Annotated in this window: 14 protein-coding genes; 8 read left to right on the forward strand and 6 right to left on the reverse strand. The window is 54.4% G+C overall.

Annotation, left to right across the window (positions count from 1 at the left end):
- Positions 1–149 precede the first annotated feature (149 nt).
- On the forward strand, positions 150–995 hold the full coding sequence (locus B3M32_RS05205) for a TIGR02147 family protein (protein ID WP_290744046.1): 846 nt from the start codon (positions 150–152) through the stop codon (positions 993–995).
- Entirely contained in the window at positions 995–2,149 is a 1,155-nt protein-coding gene (locus tag B3M32_RS05210; protein ID WP_290744018.1) for a CIA30 family protein, read from the forward strand. Before B3M32_RS05205 ends, B3M32_RS05210 begins: the two co-directional genes overlap by 1 nt.
- Positions 2,150–2,154: 5 nt before the next feature.
- Here the strand turns inward: B3M32_RS05210 and B3M32_RS05215 are convergent, their stop codons facing one another.
- Positions 2,155–3,369 carry an aspartate aminotransferase family protein gene (locus B3M32_RS05215; protein ID WP_290744019.1) on the reverse strand — a complete coding sequence of 405 codons (1,215 nt, stop codon included), beginning with the start codon at positions 3,367–3,369 and terminating at the stop codon, positions 2,155–2,157.
- Entirely contained in the window at positions 3,350–4,141 is a 792-nt protein-coding gene (gene argB, locus B3M32_RS05220) for an acetylglutamate kinase (protein WP_073115270.1), read from the reverse strand. Before argB ends, B3M32_RS05215 begins: the two co-directional genes overlap by 20 nt.
- A 133-nt stretch (positions 4,142–4,274) precedes the next feature.
- Between argB and B3M32_RS05225 the strand changes: the two genes are divergently transcribed.
- Complete coding sequence (locus tag B3M32_RS05225; protein WP_088636941.1) at positions 4,275–4,472, forward strand: ferredoxin; 198 nt, start codon at positions 4,275–4,277, stop codon at positions 4,470–4,472.
- Between the two features lie 230 nt (positions 4,473–4,702).
- Here B3M32_RS05225 and B3M32_RS05230 read toward each other — a convergent pair whose 3' ends face one another.
- The gene (locus tag B3M32_RS05230; RefSeq protein WP_290744020.1) at positions 4,703–6,205 is read right to left on the reverse strand and encodes a LamG-like jellyroll fold domain-containing protein; all 1,503 of its coding nucleotides are present in this window, start codon (positions 6,203–6,205) and stop codon (positions 4,703–4,705) included.
- Complete coding sequence (locus B3M32_RS05235; RefSeq protein ID WP_290744022.1) at positions 6,202–7,050, reverse strand: TIGR02147 family protein; 849 nt, start codon at positions 7,048–7,050, stop codon at positions 6,202–6,204. The genes B3M32_RS05230 and B3M32_RS05235 overlap by 4 nt, the downstream gene beginning before the upstream one ends.
- Before the next feature lie 250 nt (positions 7,051–7,300).
- On the opposite strand from B3M32_RS05235, the gene B3M32_RS05240 reads away from it, so the two are divergent.
- A complete protein-coding gene (locus B3M32_RS05240; protein WP_290744023.1) occupies positions 7,301–8,359 on the forward strand; it encodes a sialate O-acetylesterase in 1,059 nt (352 codons plus the stop codon).
- Positions 8,360–8,688: 329 nt separating this feature from the next.
- Here the strand turns inward: B3M32_RS05240 and B3M32_RS05245 are convergent, their stop codons facing one another.
- Positions 8,689–11,100 (reverse strand): Tex family protein, encoded by a 2,412-nt coding sequence (locus B3M32_RS05245; RefSeq protein ID WP_290744024.1) that lies wholly within the window; start codon positions 11,098–11,100, stop codon positions 8,689–8,691.
- A gap of 162 nt (positions 11,101–11,262) precedes the next feature.
- On the opposite strand from B3M32_RS05245, the gene B3M32_RS05250 reads away from it, so the two are divergent.
- Positions 11,263–12,333, forward strand: a complete 1,071-nt coding sequence (locus B3M32_RS05250) for an acyltransferase family protein (RefSeq protein WP_290744025.1) — start codon at positions 11,263–11,265, stop codon at positions 12,331–12,333.
- Here the strand turns inward: B3M32_RS05250 and B3M32_RS05255 are convergent.
- Positions 12,306–13,169 (reverse strand): lysophospholipid acyltransferase family protein, encoded by an 864-nt coding sequence (locus tag B3M32_RS05255; RefSeq protein WP_290744047.1) that lies wholly within the window; start codon positions 13,167–13,169, stop codon positions 12,306–12,308. The two genes, B3M32_RS05250 and B3M32_RS05255, sit on opposite strands and share 28 nt — an antisense overlap.
- A gap of 42 nt (positions 13,170–13,211) precedes the next feature.
- Between B3M32_RS05255 and B3M32_RS05260 the strand changes: the two genes are divergently transcribed.
- From B3M32_RS05260 to panB, 3 genes are all read left to right on the forward strand, one after another.
- The gene (locus B3M32_RS05260) at positions 13,212–13,568 is read left to right on the forward strand and encodes a histidine triad nucleotide-binding protein (protein ID WP_072808426.1); all 357 of its coding nucleotides are present in this window, start codon (positions 13,212–13,214) and stop codon (positions 13,566–13,568) included.
- Between the two features lie 136 nt (positions 13,569–13,704).
- Positions 13,705–14,439 (forward strand): DNA repair protein RecO, encoded by a 735-nt coding sequence (gene recO / locus B3M32_RS05265; protein WP_290744026.1) that lies wholly within the window; start codon positions 13,705–13,707, stop codon positions 14,437–14,439.
- Between the two features lie 28 nt (positions 14,440–14,467).
- Complete coding sequence (panB, locus tag B3M32_RS05270; protein WP_290744027.1) at positions 14,468–15,214, forward strand: 3-methyl-2-oxobutanoate hydroxymethyltransferase; 747 nt, start codon at positions 14,468–14,470, stop codon at positions 15,212–15,214.
- Positions 15,215–15,652: the final 438 nt, after the last annotated feature.

Here is a 15,652-nt window from a genome sequence, read left to right on the forward strand (position 1 = left end):
GAATATACCCATTTTTTGGGGAAAAGGCGTAAAAACCACCATCAGGTGTGGACAAAAATGTCAACACAACCGCAAAAATTCGGGCACACGGCAGGCCAAATCGATGTTTATTTATAAAAAGAAATGTATTTTTAAATGCAGGTTTGCCCATGTTTGCAAGGAACAAGATTAACATCTACGACTACTCCGACTACCGTAAGTTCCTGTCGGATTTTTACGAACTGGAGAAGTCGCTCGATCCGACTTTCAGTTACCGCGTGTTCGCCGCGGCGGTCGACATGGACGCAAGCCTCCTCCTGAAAATCTTGCAGGGCAAGCGCCACGTTTCCTCAAAGAACATCGGGACCTTCGTACAGTTCTTCCGCTACAAGGAAGGCAAGGCGGAATATTTCCGCGAGATGGTCGCCTACGCGAAAGCGAAAAATGACGAAGAAGTCCGTAAGCATTTCGAAGCGCTCCAGAAGATGCGTCCGTCGAGTTGCCGAGAACTGGACGAGGCTCGATACCGCTATTTCCAGCAATGGTTCTACCCGATGATCCGCTCCGCGCTGGACGTATTCGACTACCACAGCCCGGAACACGCCGCCGCTCTCGGGGAGAGCTGCATTCCGAAGCTCACCGCAAACCAGGTGGAAAACGCAGTGGAAGCGTTGTTGCAGCTGGGGCTTGCACACCAGAGAAAAGACGGCCGAATTGTCCCGACAGATGCACACCTGAAGACACAGGAGCACTGGCTGAGCGCTTCCATCAGCGATTACCAGAAGAGCATCGCCGATTTGGCGCACCGCTCGATTGCCGAGACCCCGAAGGAGGAGCGCGACATCAGCACGCTCACCATGGCGCTCGACTCCTCGCAGGTCCAGAAAATCCGCGACATCCTCGCAGACGCGCGCAGGTCCATCGTAAAAGTGGCAAATTCGATGCCCTCCCAGATTTGCGACAGCGTTTATCAACTAAATTTCCAATTGTTCCCGATGATGAAGAAAAGGGATTGATGATGGTTCGTATTTTCGCATTGATGTTTTTCGCCGCCTTTTTCTGGGCATGTTCCGAATCGCATTCGGACAGTGCCGGAGCCACGAGCGAAACCACGAACGGGATCGCGTTTACCGTAGTGGACGCTTCCCGCACGCCGGTACCCCGTGCGCGCCTCACGCTGTATGCCAAGGGCTCGCTTGCCGTATTGGGCAGCGCAGAAGCCGACACCGCAGGCATCGCCCAATTCGCGATTTCCGCCGACACCCTCGCCAACGATGTATTCGTCGAAGGCATCGCGGGCGAAGATTCCTCGCTGATGACCTGGACACCGCTTGACACCGCACAGACAGAAATCCCGCTCTACGCTTCGGCAAGCCTCACGGTGCGCACGGGCGCTGCGGAAGCCGACTACGCCGCACTCTTTGACGCACTCGCACTCGACTCCACGCCCTACGCGGCTCTCCGCAGCGGGGGCGAATACACGTTCGCCCATGTACCGGCAGGTATGTTCAACGTTGTCGCAGGCGATTCGTTTATTGCGACCGTCACGCTCGACACAGGCTCCACCGCAGACACGCTGTTCCGCATTCCCGACATCACGCAGGAATTCGCATTCGAGGACTTTGACGATGGAGACAGCTTGAACAACCTAGCAAAAGTCCATCCGAATTTCGGTTGGTATTTTGCCGCTGTCGGCAAAGCGAAATTCATCATCCCGGATTCCGTTTCCGGTTTCGGCGGTACGCTTGAAGACGCAACAGACAAGGACGGCAAGCAGGGAAAATTCATCTCGCTCAAGTTCGACCTTTCCGATACGGGCTACGTCATGCTCGGTACGCACCTCGGGCATGACACGGCACATTACGACTTGTCGCGCCTCACCGCCATTCGAATGAAGGTCCGCGGCGACGGAAAATTCTTCGTAGCGCTGGAGCATTACAAGGAAATCGGCGACAACACGTTCCGCAAGGCCCTATGGAAAACCGAAGCCAGCGAAAACTGGCGCGAAATTGTATTCCGTCCCGGCGAGGAAACCCTGCGGGATGAAAGTTACCAGGTTCACTTCAGCGATATCGCAACCGAGATAGGATTCTTCTCCATCTTCATCAGGAGCGGAACCTACCTGCAAATCGACGATATCGTATTTGAAGGAATCGACGCAATTCCCTAGAAAGATTACTTCGCGGCGGCCTTCGGGGCTGCGGCAAAAGCCTTGCCGAGCTTTTCGAGGGCTTCGTCCACTTCAGCAGCCGACACATTCAGCGGTGGCAACATACGCAGCACGTTGCCCTTGGCGCTAAGCACCATAAGCTTTTCGGCCCTAGCGGCGGCGATGATGTTACCCACCGGCATGGATTCGTCAAGCGCGACACCGAGAATCAGGCCTTCGCCGCGGATTTCCTTGGCGAAGTCATACTTCTCGACGAGAGCCTTGAGGCCCGCCTTGATCTGGGCAGAACGTTCGGCCACGTTCTTGAGGAGTCCTGGAATCTGCTTCACGACAGCAAGACCTGCGGCGCATGCAATCGGGTTACCGCCGAATGTGGTACCGTGGTCACCGGCCTTGAGCTGGTCGGCAATCTTCTGACGCAGGAGAACCGCACCGAGCGGAAGACCGCCACCGATGCCCTTCGCCAAAGAAACGAGGTCCGGATTCAGGCCGTACTTTTCGAAACCGCAGAAGGTTCCGAGCCTGCCCACGCCCGCCTGCACTTCGTCGACGATGACGAGGCAGCCGAATTCCTTCTGCAGGCTATTGATGGTTTCGACCATCTCCTTCGAAAGCGTCATCACGCCGCCTTCGGCCGCGAGGCTTTCGAGCATGATGGCACAAGTGTCCTTGTTGACTTCGGCCTTCAAGGCAGCGCAGTCATTCCAAGTCACATGCACGAAGTCGCCCGGCATGGAGCCGAAGCCTTCCCTGATAGCCGGCTGGCCTGTCGCAGAAAGCGCGGCGTATGTCCTGCCGTGGAAGCTGTTCACGAAGGTAATGATTTTCTGCCGGTTCTTTTCGCCCTTCCGGTCGAAGTACTTACGTGCAAACTTGATGCAGCCTTCGTTGGCTTCGGTACCCGAGTTGCAGAAGAAGGCCTTGTCGAACTTGGTGATTTCCAACAGGGCCTTGCCCAGTTCGATCTGCGGGTAGTTCGGGTAGAGGTTGCTGATGTGGTTGAAGTGGTTCATCTGTTCCACCACAGCATCCTTGATGGCCTGGTTCTGGTGACCGAGCGCGTTCACGGCGATACCCGCCACGAAGTCCAGGTACTTGTTGCCCTGGTCGTCATAGAGGTAAGAGCCTTCGCCCTTCACGAAGTTGATGTCTGCCTTGCCGTAGAGCGGCGCGATAATTTGTTTGTCCTGTTCGAACAGGTTAGCGCAAGATTGTGCCATAGTTTAAATCTCCATTAATTTGTTTACCAAAGTGTTCCGCGTCCTTCCAACCCACGATGTGGATACTCTTGAGTCCTCGTCGGATCGACTTGAAACTCTCGCGGACTTTGGGAATCATACCGCCGGAGATGACGCCAGCCTCGATCAGCTTTTCGGCGTCCGCCTCACTCAGTTCGGGAATCACGTTCTTGTTTTCGTCCATCACGCCCGGCACGTCGCTCACCAACACGAACTGGTCGGCTTCGAGCGCCACAGCCAGTTCAGAAGCGGCGGTGTCGGCGTTCACGTTCCAGCTCACACCGTTACCGTTAGCGTCGGGACCAATCGAAATCGGGCTCACTACGGGAACAAACCCCGCACCCCAGAGCGCGGTCACAATGCCCGGGTTCACCTTCTTGATTTCGCCCACCAGGCCAAGGTCCACCTTGCCCTGCTTCTTTTCGACCTGGAACAGGTTCGCGTCTACGCCCGAAATACCGACGGCGCCACAGCCGTTGTTCAGGAGCATGCGCACAAGCTTCTTGTTCACGTGGCCAGAGAGGGTCATCTCGACCATCTTCATAATGCCGGGAGTCGTCACTCGCAGGCCATCAATGAATGTCGGTTGTTCCTTGAGCAAGGCGATATTCTCGTTAATATCCTTGCCACCGCCGTGAACCACGGCCACCTGACAGCCACTACCGGGAAGTGTAGAGACTGCCGACACAAAATCAGCGAGCTTGGCTTCGTCGATTGCCAGGCTGCCACCAATTTTTACAACCACTTTTTTCATCTTTTGCGATGTCCTCTCGGGGGGTTATCGTGTGACGTTAAATTTACGCCCACAAATTTAGAAAAACTACTTTCGCAGGCAATGTTTTTATTATATTATAGCCATAATTCAACCATACAAAAGAGGTAATTATATGGCAATCACGAAAGTTTGGCTGGACGAATCCAGCGATGAATGCGTTTCTTGCGGCGCCTGCGAAGCTACTTGCGACGCAGTGTTCTCCGTTCCGGAAAAGATGCAGGTGAAGGAAGGCGTTGATTTCTCCGCTTACGAAAGCGAAATCAAGGACGCTGCTGACTCCTGCCCGGCCGGCGTTATCAAGTACGAGTAATGCGTAAGGCGAGAGTCGCAGAAAAATGCTTGCATTTTTCTATGACCGAGCCGAAGCATAGACGCCGTAGTGAAACGTAGGCGTCCGTAATGCACAAGGCGAGTGTCGCAAGAACGAACTCGTTCGTTCTTATGACCGAGCCGAAGCATAGACGCTACCCAATAACAATTAAGCCCCGTCATTGACGGGGCCATTTCTTTTTCCAAGCTCTAGGTTCAGCCAACTAAGCTCTATTTTGCAAGCTTCTGGTATTCCGCCTTGATCGATTCGGCACTGCGTGCGAAGAAGTCGATAGTCACTTCGTCCAGCACACCGTTCCAGGTATCGCTCGCGAACTCGGTTCCGCCAATGCGGAAAGGTACAGGTTCAGACACCGGCGAAGGAACAAAGGCAATACCGACCGGGCTGCTGACAAGCTCCCCGTTCACGTAGAAGAACAGCTTGCCGTCCTGATACACGAGAGAAAGGAATGTCCAGGTATCGACAGGAAGAACTCCTCCGTATTCCGTATCGGCCTTGGCAAGCCAGGCATACCCAGTCGACAGGTCCAGCCCATTGCTGACCACGGTAAGCGCCCTACCCACCGATGGATCGTATTGCATCTGGATCCTGGAAGTCGAATCACTCCAGTAAGAGCGCTGCGCAAAAAGCACCTGGTACGCGACCGGATATCCCCCACCCTGGTAAACTCCGGGCTGCAAAGCGTCGTTCTGGTATCCGCCCGTCGGGAATCCGCCCGTTTGGTAGCCCACGGTCTGGGGAGCCGGCTCAGTAGATCCCTTCCAATTGGTCCACAGCGAAATCGTAAAGTCTCCAGCGCTAGGATCGATATCCTTCAGCTCGACGAACTGGCCCTGGGCAAGCAGGATTCCCTGGCCCGAAACGCCATCCACATAGTTCACGCTGGTCGCCACGGTATTGTCGTTATTGTAGACAGCCGCATCACCGTCCATGTGCAAGCGAATCGAATTCGTATCCGCCGGTTCGACTACAGCCGTATCCTTCGTGGTATCGACAGGAGTCTCTTCCGGGAGCCTGATGCCTTCGGGAACAAACACGTTGATACCGCCAAACGAGTTGCCGGTATAGTAGCGGGCATCCCCGATAGTGAGCCAGCGGCGGTCGGCATTCCACATTTCCAGGGCAGGGATAGTCAAGGACTTTTCCGTACCCGTGGTAGTGAAATCCAGACGCGCCTGCGGAGCCTCGTCTTCGACATAAACGAGCGAGATATCTCCAGGAGGCAAGCTGTTGAACTCGAAGGAGCCGTCATTTTGCAGCGGGACCTTCGCATAATTACCAACAACTCGCATAAAGCCGCCAGTCTTGCCGTTCACGCTGCTGGTCAGGTTCTTGCGGCTGCCGATAGCAATGGACTGGTTCTGCGAATTGGCGGACACCTTGGCATAGCCGCATTCGTTGTCATGCGAAGCAAACAGAACAAACGAGGCTCCACTATCCACCATGATTTCGAACTTTCCGTTCGCATCTGTGCTCGTCACGACCGAGTCCACAATGGAAGTCTGTTCCCAGCTATCATAGTAGGCGACCACTCGGGCAGACTCAACCTTCGCACCGTTCTGGTCAACAACGACACCCGTATAGGCCAAGGAATTTCCGATATCGGTAACACCGCCAGCGACATCCTTCGTAGAGCTGTCGCTACAGGCAATAAAACCGGCAGAAAGCGCCGCAGAGACAAACGCAGTTGTTTTCTTACTCACAAACTTCATTTTTCTGCCTCCTTCTCCATTTTCTTACTCATGGGGAAAGCAACAAGCATCATTTCGTAAACACGTTCAACATTCAAGTCATTCGCTGCACGCGCAATGATTTTCTTGCGAGCTTCTTCCAGTATTTCCACCGCATAATCATACGACTTTTCGCTCATGGCAAGCGTCGTGAATGCGGCAAAGCGTTCATTTTTCGGTTTCGATTCTACCGCACCAATGGCATGTTGCATGTACTCGCGGCGAATCTGGCGCAAGGCGATGGGGGCGACCTCCGTCGCATCCAGCATCTGGGACGTTTCTTCGTAGCGGTTCTCGTCCACCTTGCGGATAAGGCCCCAGGCTTCGAGATTCTTCACGGCGTCACGGGCTTCTTCGGTAGTAATCTGCGGATCGATAGTCCTTGCGAGAACGGTAAAGTCCCCATTCCAGTTGCTGTTGACCGCAGCCTCGCGGACTACAGGATAATACCACTTGGCAAAATATTCCTGTTCCCTGTTGGAAATATGCGTAAACTCAATCTGCTTGCGAATCTGGACAATCTGTTCCCAGGCATTTTCGCGTTCATCTACCTGGTGAGCCTGATTGTATTGGACAAGGGCTTCAAAATACGCCTTCTGCAGCGGTTCGAACTCCATGGCCTTCGCTATTTTCTCGATAGACTTCGGCGTCAAGTTGAAACGTCCGCGAATGACGTTCAAACAGTACGAAGAAGAACTAAAACCAGCCTTGGCTGCAAAGAAGCGGTGCGAAAAGACCGCACGCATCTTTTTCTGTTCTTCAAAATAGTCCTGCAAGAACTTTCTGAAGTCATCGTAATCAAACAGATGTTCAACCGCTATACACATGCCCTTAAAATAAATAATTTTTACACAGCACGCAATAGGGCCGCGAAATTTTTACACATCTAGGCCCCTCTAAAGAGGTGTTTTCGTCGTTTTTTTGACGAAAATCACTCTCTGTAGGCACATAATATTATATCGAGGAAATCTTTACACAACGGGCATTTCCCTTTTCCGTGCAATAACGTTACCGCAACAGCCCATCCGCGGAGTAATTACTATTATTATAGCGGGTTTGAACTTTGGAGACAAAACGATGAAAAAAATCGTCTTTTTGCTTGCCGCCTTGATTGCGGCAAGTTTCGCGCAGGATCCTAACCTGCATATCTACCTCGCCTACGGGCAATCCAACATGTCTGGACAAGCGACCGTCACCGACAAGGACCGCGTGCAGGACCCGCGCTTCCTCGTGTTGCGCGCGGCAAAACATTCGAACCAGACGGTGGGCGAATTCTACCCGGCGGCACCTCCGATGGGACATAGCCAGTCCAAGGTGGGCATCGCCGATATCTTCGGGCGCACCATGGTCGCGAACCTCCCGGATAGCATCAAGGTGGCGGTGGCAAACATCGCGATTGGCGGACAGAGCATTGACCTGTTCGACAAGGACCGCAACAAGACATACGTTCAAAACGCGAAGAACAAGGGCGACACTTGGTGGATCCAGTACCTGGACGAATACGGCGGCGACGTGTACAAGCGCATTGTGGAGATGGGCAAGATCGCAAAGCAGAAAGGCGTCATCAAGGGATTCCTTTTCCACCAGGGAGAGGCGGACTACCAGATGAACGACTGGCCGAGCCGCGTGAAGAAGGTGTATGACGACCTGATTGCCGAACTGGAACTCGACCCCGAACAGACACCGATATTGATTGGCGAGCTGGCCCCCACGGGCGACCTCGGCTGGCGTAACGACGCCGTGAAGCAGGCTGCCGACCTGATTCCGAACGGACACCTGATTTCGGCACAGGGCTGCCCCGCATTGAAGGAAGCGAGCTACACGTTGCACTTTACGCGCGAAGGCTACGAGACGTTCGGCAAGCGCTACGCCGAGACGATGCTCGAGATTCTCAAGACGCAAACACCGCCGCCCGACACGACGACGCAGAATCCGGAGGACACGACCACCACCGATACGACCGTCACCGACACGACCGCGCAAGACACGATTCTCGCCATCGGGAGGTTGCCGGGCGTGAATGCCGTGGGGAATTCCGCACCGAAGCTTTACTTCGATGCTAAGGAGCAAGCGCTGTTCATACGCACCGAGAAGAACGGAGTGGTGCGGCGCTACCGCGTGACCGGGCGCCAGTAACAAGGACTGGAAATGAAAGACGCGGGTGCTTGGCGCCCGCGTCTTTTTTTGTTTAATGTTTTAGCGTAATCCCGTGAGCAACAAAGCCCTCGGGTGTTAACCGAGGGCGGTTGCGAGAGTGAGCGCCAGCCCTGTGCTTGTTTTACAGAGTCTAGCGCGAACGGTCTTATTTAGCGTGGCGCTACTTCGTAGCGCAATCCTGAGCGCCTCGGTCATAGGAGCAAGTTATTGGATGCCTTCGGCATCGGTCTGCTTCGGCTCCGAAATGTCGAAAAACAAGTTTTCCTCCATTCCGTCCCTCGCAGACCCTTGCTCCTGCGACTCTCGGCTTATTTGGCTTTTTTCATAATCTGTTTCAGCATCGAGTTCAGCTTGCCGACTTGGACAGGCGCGGCGGGTTTCTTGGGAGCGAAGCCCGGACGTTCCTTGCCCGCAATCTTGTTCTTGAGATCGGCGAGCGTGGCGTGGCCCTGGATGCCGCCCTGCGGGCGGGCATTGCCGCGATTGTTATCGCGGCCGCGGCCACCGAAGTTTCCGCGGTTTCCGCCGACACGCTGGCCACGAGGGCCACTGGCGCCTGCACCGGCAACGCCGTCGGTAGATTCCTGCTTCATGGAGAGGCTGATACGCTTCTGGTTCGCGTCCACCGCGACCACGCGCACCTTCACCACGTCGCCCACCGTCAAAACCTCCTTCGCGTCGGTCACGTACTTGTCGCTAATTTCGGAGATGTGAACGAGGCCGTCCTGGTGCACGCCGATATCCACGAACGCACCGAAGTTCGCGACGTTGGTGACCACGCCTTCCATCCAGCTGCCTGTAACGAGGTCGTTGATGGTCTTGATGCGGTCGTCGAATTTCGCGTAACGGAATTCCTTGCGCGGGTCGCGGCTCGGTTTCTGGAGTTCCTTCATGATGTCTTCGAGAGTGGCCTTACCGACTTCGTCGGAGAGGAACTCGTCGACCTTGATAGCCTTCACCGCTTCGGCATTGCCCACGATTTCCTTCACGGGAACACCGACCTTCTCGGCCATTTTCTCGACAAGCGCGTAGTTTTCGGGATGGACCGCGGAATCGTCGAGTGGGTTCTCGGCACCCGGAATGCGCATGAAGCCCGCAGCCTGCTCAAAGGCCTTCGGACCGAAGCCCTTCACCTTCTTCAGGTCTTCACGGCTTGCAAACGCACCGTTGTCTTCGCGGTACTTCACGATAGATTCGGAGAGCGTGTTGCTGAGGCCCGCCACATGGGAGAGGAGCGGAGCAGAAGCGCTGTTCACGTCCACGCCCACCATATTCACGCAGCTTTCCACCACTTCGTCCAGACGCTTCTTGAGTTCGCGCTGGTTCACGTCGTGCTGGTACTGTCCAACACCGATAGACTGCGGGTCCACCTTCACGAGTTCGGCCAGCGGGTCCTGCAGACGACGGCCAATCGAAATCGCGCCACGGGTGGTCACGTCTTCCTTCGGGAATTCCTGGATGGCGATCATGCTTGCGCTGTAAACAGAGGCGCCGGCTTCCGAAACGATGACACGCGGCGGAACCTTGCCCTTGAACTTCAAAGCCATCTCGCCACAGAAGGCGTCGGTCTCGCGGCTCGCGGTACCGTTACCGATGGCAATCAAATCTATCTTGTACTTGTCGATAAGCTGCATCAGGTACACTGCCGCACCAGCCTTGTCGTTGTGCGGTTCGTGCGGTTTGATGATGCCGTGGTCGAGGAACTTGCCGTTCTCGTCGAGCACAGCCACCTTGCAGCCGGTACGGAAACCCGGGTCGAGCGCAAGCACGGACTTGTGGCCCGCGGGGGCGGCAAGCAGAACGTCTTGCAGGTTCTTGCTGAACACCTTGAACGCTTCCTCTTCGGCGGCGTCCTTCAACAGCAGGCGCACTTCGCTTTCCATGCTCGGCTGCAGCAGGCGTTCCCAGGCGTCCTGGCACATGTCTTCGAGGTAGGGCTTCCACACGGAGTCGCCCTTGATAATCTGGGTCTTGAGGTAGCCGACCATTTCGTCGGTTGGAACTTCGATGGAAAGTCGCAGCACCTTCTCCTTTTCGCCACGGCGGAGCGCAAGCATGCGGTGGCTCGGAATCTTGCTGACCGGCTCGCTGAAGTCGTAGTAGTCCTTGAACTTCGTCTCCTGCTTCTCGAAATCCTTCTTGACCTTGGAAACCATCACGCCGGTCTTTTCCATCTTGGCACGGAGGTACTGGCGGAATTCGGTATTGTCAGCCACTTCTTCGGCCAAAATATCGGCAGCTCCCTTGAGGGCGGCCTTCGGGTCGGCAAGGCCCTTCTCCTCGGAGAGGTAGATACGGGCGATTTCTTCGGCGGTGTTGCCGGTATTTTCCTGAGCCCACATCAGGCGGGCCAGCGGTTCAAGACCGAGTTCCTTGGCGATGGTCGCGCGGGTGCGCTTCTTGGGCTTGTACGGGGCGTAAATGTCTTCAAGGAGAGTCTTGTCCTTGCAGGCCTCGATCTGCGCCTTCAGTTCCGGAGTCAGCTTTCCCTGTTCCTCGATGCTCTTGAGGATGGTTTCCTTGCGGTCCGTAAGTTCTTGCAGGTAATCGCGGCGGTGGCTGATGTCGCGAAGTTCAATTTCGTTCAGCGTACCCGTCTGGTCCTTGCGGTAGCGGGCGATGAAGGGCACCGTGCCCCCCTGGTCCATGAGTTCGAGCGCCTTTGCCACGCGCCACACTTCGAGGTTCAGTTCTTCGGCGATAACTGCAGAAAAATCCATTTGATAATCCTACTTGTAGATTCCGTTTCCGGTTTTTAGGGTCATGAATGCCCTGGGTTTACACAGCCGCACGGCCGTTACCGTACGCACCCCCATTCGGGGGTCTTCCGAATATAGCAAAACATTTTTTCAATTTTTTGACATAATGCTATTTTTAGGCCAATGGAATCAAAAAGAATTGAATACATCGATGTAGCCAAGTTTATCGCCATCGTGCTAGTGATGTTCACTCACGGATACAAGGAAGGGACTCTTGTCGCTTTCGCTTTTTCGTTTCATCTGCCCCTATTCTACTTTTTGAACGGGATGACCCTGAAAATGGGCAACCAGACATTCGGGGAATTCCTGTCGAAAAAACTCCGCCGGTACATCCTCCCGATGCTCGGCCTGGGAATCCTGTGCGTACTGAGCGAAGCCCTCGCCTACACGCTCCTCGACGTTACGCTCCCCAACCACTATTTCATCATCGGGCTGTCTCGCGTCATAAACCAGGCCAGGGCCTTTACCATCTGGTTCCTGCCGGCACTATTCTTTACCGACATCCTCCTGTTCGGTTTCTACAAGCTCTTCCATGACAGGCTAATCCCGATGGGTCTCGCCAGCCTTGCCTGCCTCGCCCTGGGAATCGCGTTCAACACATATTATAATGTGGCGCTGGTCTGGAACTTCGATGCCGCGCTGTTCGGCATTATCTATACCTATTCCGGCTACGTATTCCGCCACAAGAAGCTCTCCGCCGTCTACGGGTTCCTCACCAGGTCGCGTTTGCCCGCCCTGCTGGTGGGCATTGCGCTGATGGCCGTCACCTATATATTAAGTACCTACAACTACAGGACGAATTCCGCGCACCTCGAAATGTTCCTGCGCATCTACAATGCCTATTATATAACACTACCCTGCGCGCTTGTCGGCTCTATCGGATTCACGCTCCTCTGCAGGGCATTCTCCAATCCGGTCTTCGCAAGGCCCGTCGAGATGAACCTCGTCCTGCTCGCCCTCCACCAGGGCTGCACATTCCCCATTTTCAAGTACGTAATCGCCAATGAATGGTTCCAAGAAGCCTCCTTGCTCCCCGCAAACGACATAAAGCTTTTCGCCTTCACCACCGTAATGACTCTCTTCTCGTTGGCGGTACTCGTACCGGTCCATCTCTTGATAAAGTTCTCGCCGTTTGCGCCGATTATCAACCAGCCGGTTCCCGCATTCTACCGCAGGCCGTTACGCCGCCCGTAGATTTCCGGGGACTTGCCCCAGAAGCGCCGGTGCGTAAATCCGTACCAGAGACAAGGGTTTTCGCGAACTTGCCGCCCGAGCCAGGCGTTATAGGCATCCATCACCGACTCGCGTTCGATTTCGACGGCATGCAAGACCTTCTCCGCATCTTCGCGTTCTTCGAGCCAGCAGACAAAAACGGGCGTTCCGGGACGGTGCTTCAGTAAAAATCCAGGCAGCGGGTTGTTGTAGACGGGTTTCTGCAGGAATTCCCCGTCGATGGCGCTCGGGATGCGACTGTCCTGGTCGGCAAGCAGGCAAAAAAGCTGCCCTGAATCCAGCAGCCGCAAAAATTCACGCGGAGTGCGGGCGTCGACGGAATAACGGCGACCACCGACGGCTCGGATACGGCCTTCCAAAATGCGGTTGAGCCATGAAGGTTTCACGGGAATATAGCTCGCCACAAGCGGGATACCCAGGCAGCAGAGCCAAGGGCCAATCGCCTCGTAATTGCCGTAGTGGGCAGTCAAAAAGATTCCGCCGCTCCGCATTTTCTTGAGCACCGAAGCCGAACCTTCCGCAATATCGAAATTCCAGCCGTCAATGCAGCACGGATAAGCCGAAAAGTCTGCTGGCAGGCGCTTGAACGTAACGAAACGGAACAGGAGTTCCCCTACATGGCGGGTCAAGTTACGGAGAATTTCCCGATAGAGCTTCCCGGCACGGACAGCATCCGTTTCGATACCAGCATGACACAGGTTCGCAAACACCGTATTCCGTTTCCATGCGGCAAGACGAAGCGCCCCGTAAGCGGTACGGGCAAAAACAGCGGCGCAAATTCTGCGTAAAAAGGACATCACAGGCACAATATACCATTTTTTGCTACTATTATATATACTATGAGTGAAAACTGCCTTTTCTGCAAAATCATCAAGGGAGAAATCCCTTCCAAGAAAATCTACGAAGACGACGACGTGTTCGCCTTCTACGACATCGCCCCGCAGGCGCCCGTGCACTTCCTCGTGGTGCCGAAACGCCACATTTCCACCATCATGGACATGAAGCCCGAAGATTGCGAGCTCGTGGGCAAGATGCTCTACCGCGCACAGCTCATCGCCAAGGACCTCGGCCTCGAAGAGGGCGGCGCGCGATTCGTGTTCAACTGCAAGGCCGACGCCGGACAGACCGTGTTCCACATCCACCTGCACGTCGTGGGCGGACAAGCCATGGGCTGGCCCCCGTTCCCAGCGAAATAGACGAAAGAACGGGCCTTCGGCCCTATAGACGAAAGACGATAGATATACCTGTCCAAAATTCTTCATAAAATTGCTTGGTATATCAACAAATACAATTCTTTCGTCTATCGTCTACCAGCGAAGCGATCTTTCGTCTATGATTAAAACCCGCGCCATAGTCCTGCACCGCTACGCCTACAGCGATTCCAGCTGGATAGCGAAGGCGCTTACCGAGGAATGCGGCATCGTATCCTTCATCGTGAAGGGTGGTAAGCGCAAGGAGTCCCCGTTCAAGGGGGCGCTCGACCCGCTCGCCCTGAGCGAAGTCATATTCCGCCAGAACCCGAATGCAGAACTGCAGTTCATCAGGGAAGCGACACTCCTTGACTGGCGAAAGAACATGCGCGAAGACTTGCTGAGCCTCGCCAAGGCCCAGGTCATGGCAGAGATTATCTTGCGATACGCCCCGGCGGGAGTTCCCCTCGAATCGGAATTCGCATCGCTCGAGCGCGCGACAGACGAATTCGAACACGCGAAAGATCTTCCCAAGTCCAATATTTTTGTCAACTGGCTCATGGAAACATGCGACATGTGGGGTTACAACCTCAATCTCGGTACCTGTTCCCGTTGCGGAAAGTCCCTTGACGCTCCCGCGGCGGATTTTTTCCCGGAAACAGGAGCCCTCGTGTGCCAGGAATGCCTCGGTACCGGTACGCCACGTGCCCGCGCCGAAACTGTCCAGGGTTTTTGGAAATTGTTGAGCAACAACGAAATAGAAAACCCGCAGTTCGCAGAAAACGCCATCCTCGCCTACTTGCGACACCATATCGGATTTCTGAAAGATATAAAGTCCATCCAGTTCCTGAACGATACCAGAAAGCTATATTTGTAGACACCATATTATATAGGGAGATGCAAAAATGTTGACCCCAGAAGAGATCAAGGCCAGAAAAAGTTCTGGCGAAAAAATTTCCATGATAACAGCCTACGATTTCGCCTTCGCCCAGATGGCCGAAGCGGCAGGAATCGACCAGATTCTCGTAGGCGACAGCCTTGCGAACACGATGCTCGGCTACAAGAGCACTCGCGAAATCGGCATGGAAGAGATGCTCATTTTCGTCGCGGCAGTATGTCGAGGCGCGCCGAATACGCACGTCGTGGCAGACATGCCCTACAGAAGCGACAAGGATCCACAAACGGCATATGATAACGCAAAGAGATTCATGGACTTAGGTGCGTCAAGCGTCAAGCTCGAAGGAACGCCCGAAGGCGTCATCGAGTTTCTCCGCAGCAAGGACATTCCCGTGTGTGCCCACCTGGGACTTTTGCCGCAGACCGCAGAGAACTTCAAGCAGAAAGGCAAAACCGAAGAAGAAGCTGCCGCCATCGAGGCCGCGGCGAAGTTCGTCGACAGCCTCGGATGCTTCGAAATGGTGCTGGAACATATCCCCGAAGAACTCGGAACGAAGATCACTCGCGAGGTATCGGCGGCGACAATCGGCATCGGCGGCGGAAAATTTACAAACGGACAGGTTCTCGTGATGCACGACGCATTGGGCATGCATCCGAGAAAAATTCCTCCCTTCGCGACCAAGTTTGTCGACATGTACTCCCTTGGCGTCAAGGGAATCAGCGACTACATCGCTTCGGTAAAACGTCCCGTTTAAAACATTGAGTATCACAAAGATAGGATTGAAAAAAGTTCAGCATTACGCTGGACTTTTTTTCTTTCTCCGACGAAAATTTTTCGTTCCGAAACGACAAAATTACATACAAATTAACTAACGTTTTTTGGAGATCCCATAATGTCATTTTTTTGCTTTGTCAATAGTCTTAAGAAAAAAAAATGAAAAAATTTAAAAAAAGTGTTGATTATTTGTGAAAATAAAGTTATTTTATAGTCATCAAACAACAAACCCTCAAAAAAAGGAAAAAAAACAATGGCTACAACAAAGAAACCCGCTGCTAAGAAACCCGCTGCCAAGAAGGTCGCCGCCAAGAAGCCGGCCGCCAAGAAGGTCGCTGCTAAGAAGCCGGCCGCCAAGAAGCCCGCTGCTAAGAAGCCGGCTGCCAAGAAGCCCGCTGCTAAGAAGCCGGCCGCCAAG

The organism is Fibrobacter sp. UBA4309 (assembly GCF_002395745.1).
GTDB lineage: Bacteria > Fibrobacterota > Fibrobacteria > Fibrobacterales > Fibrobacteraceae > Fibrobacter.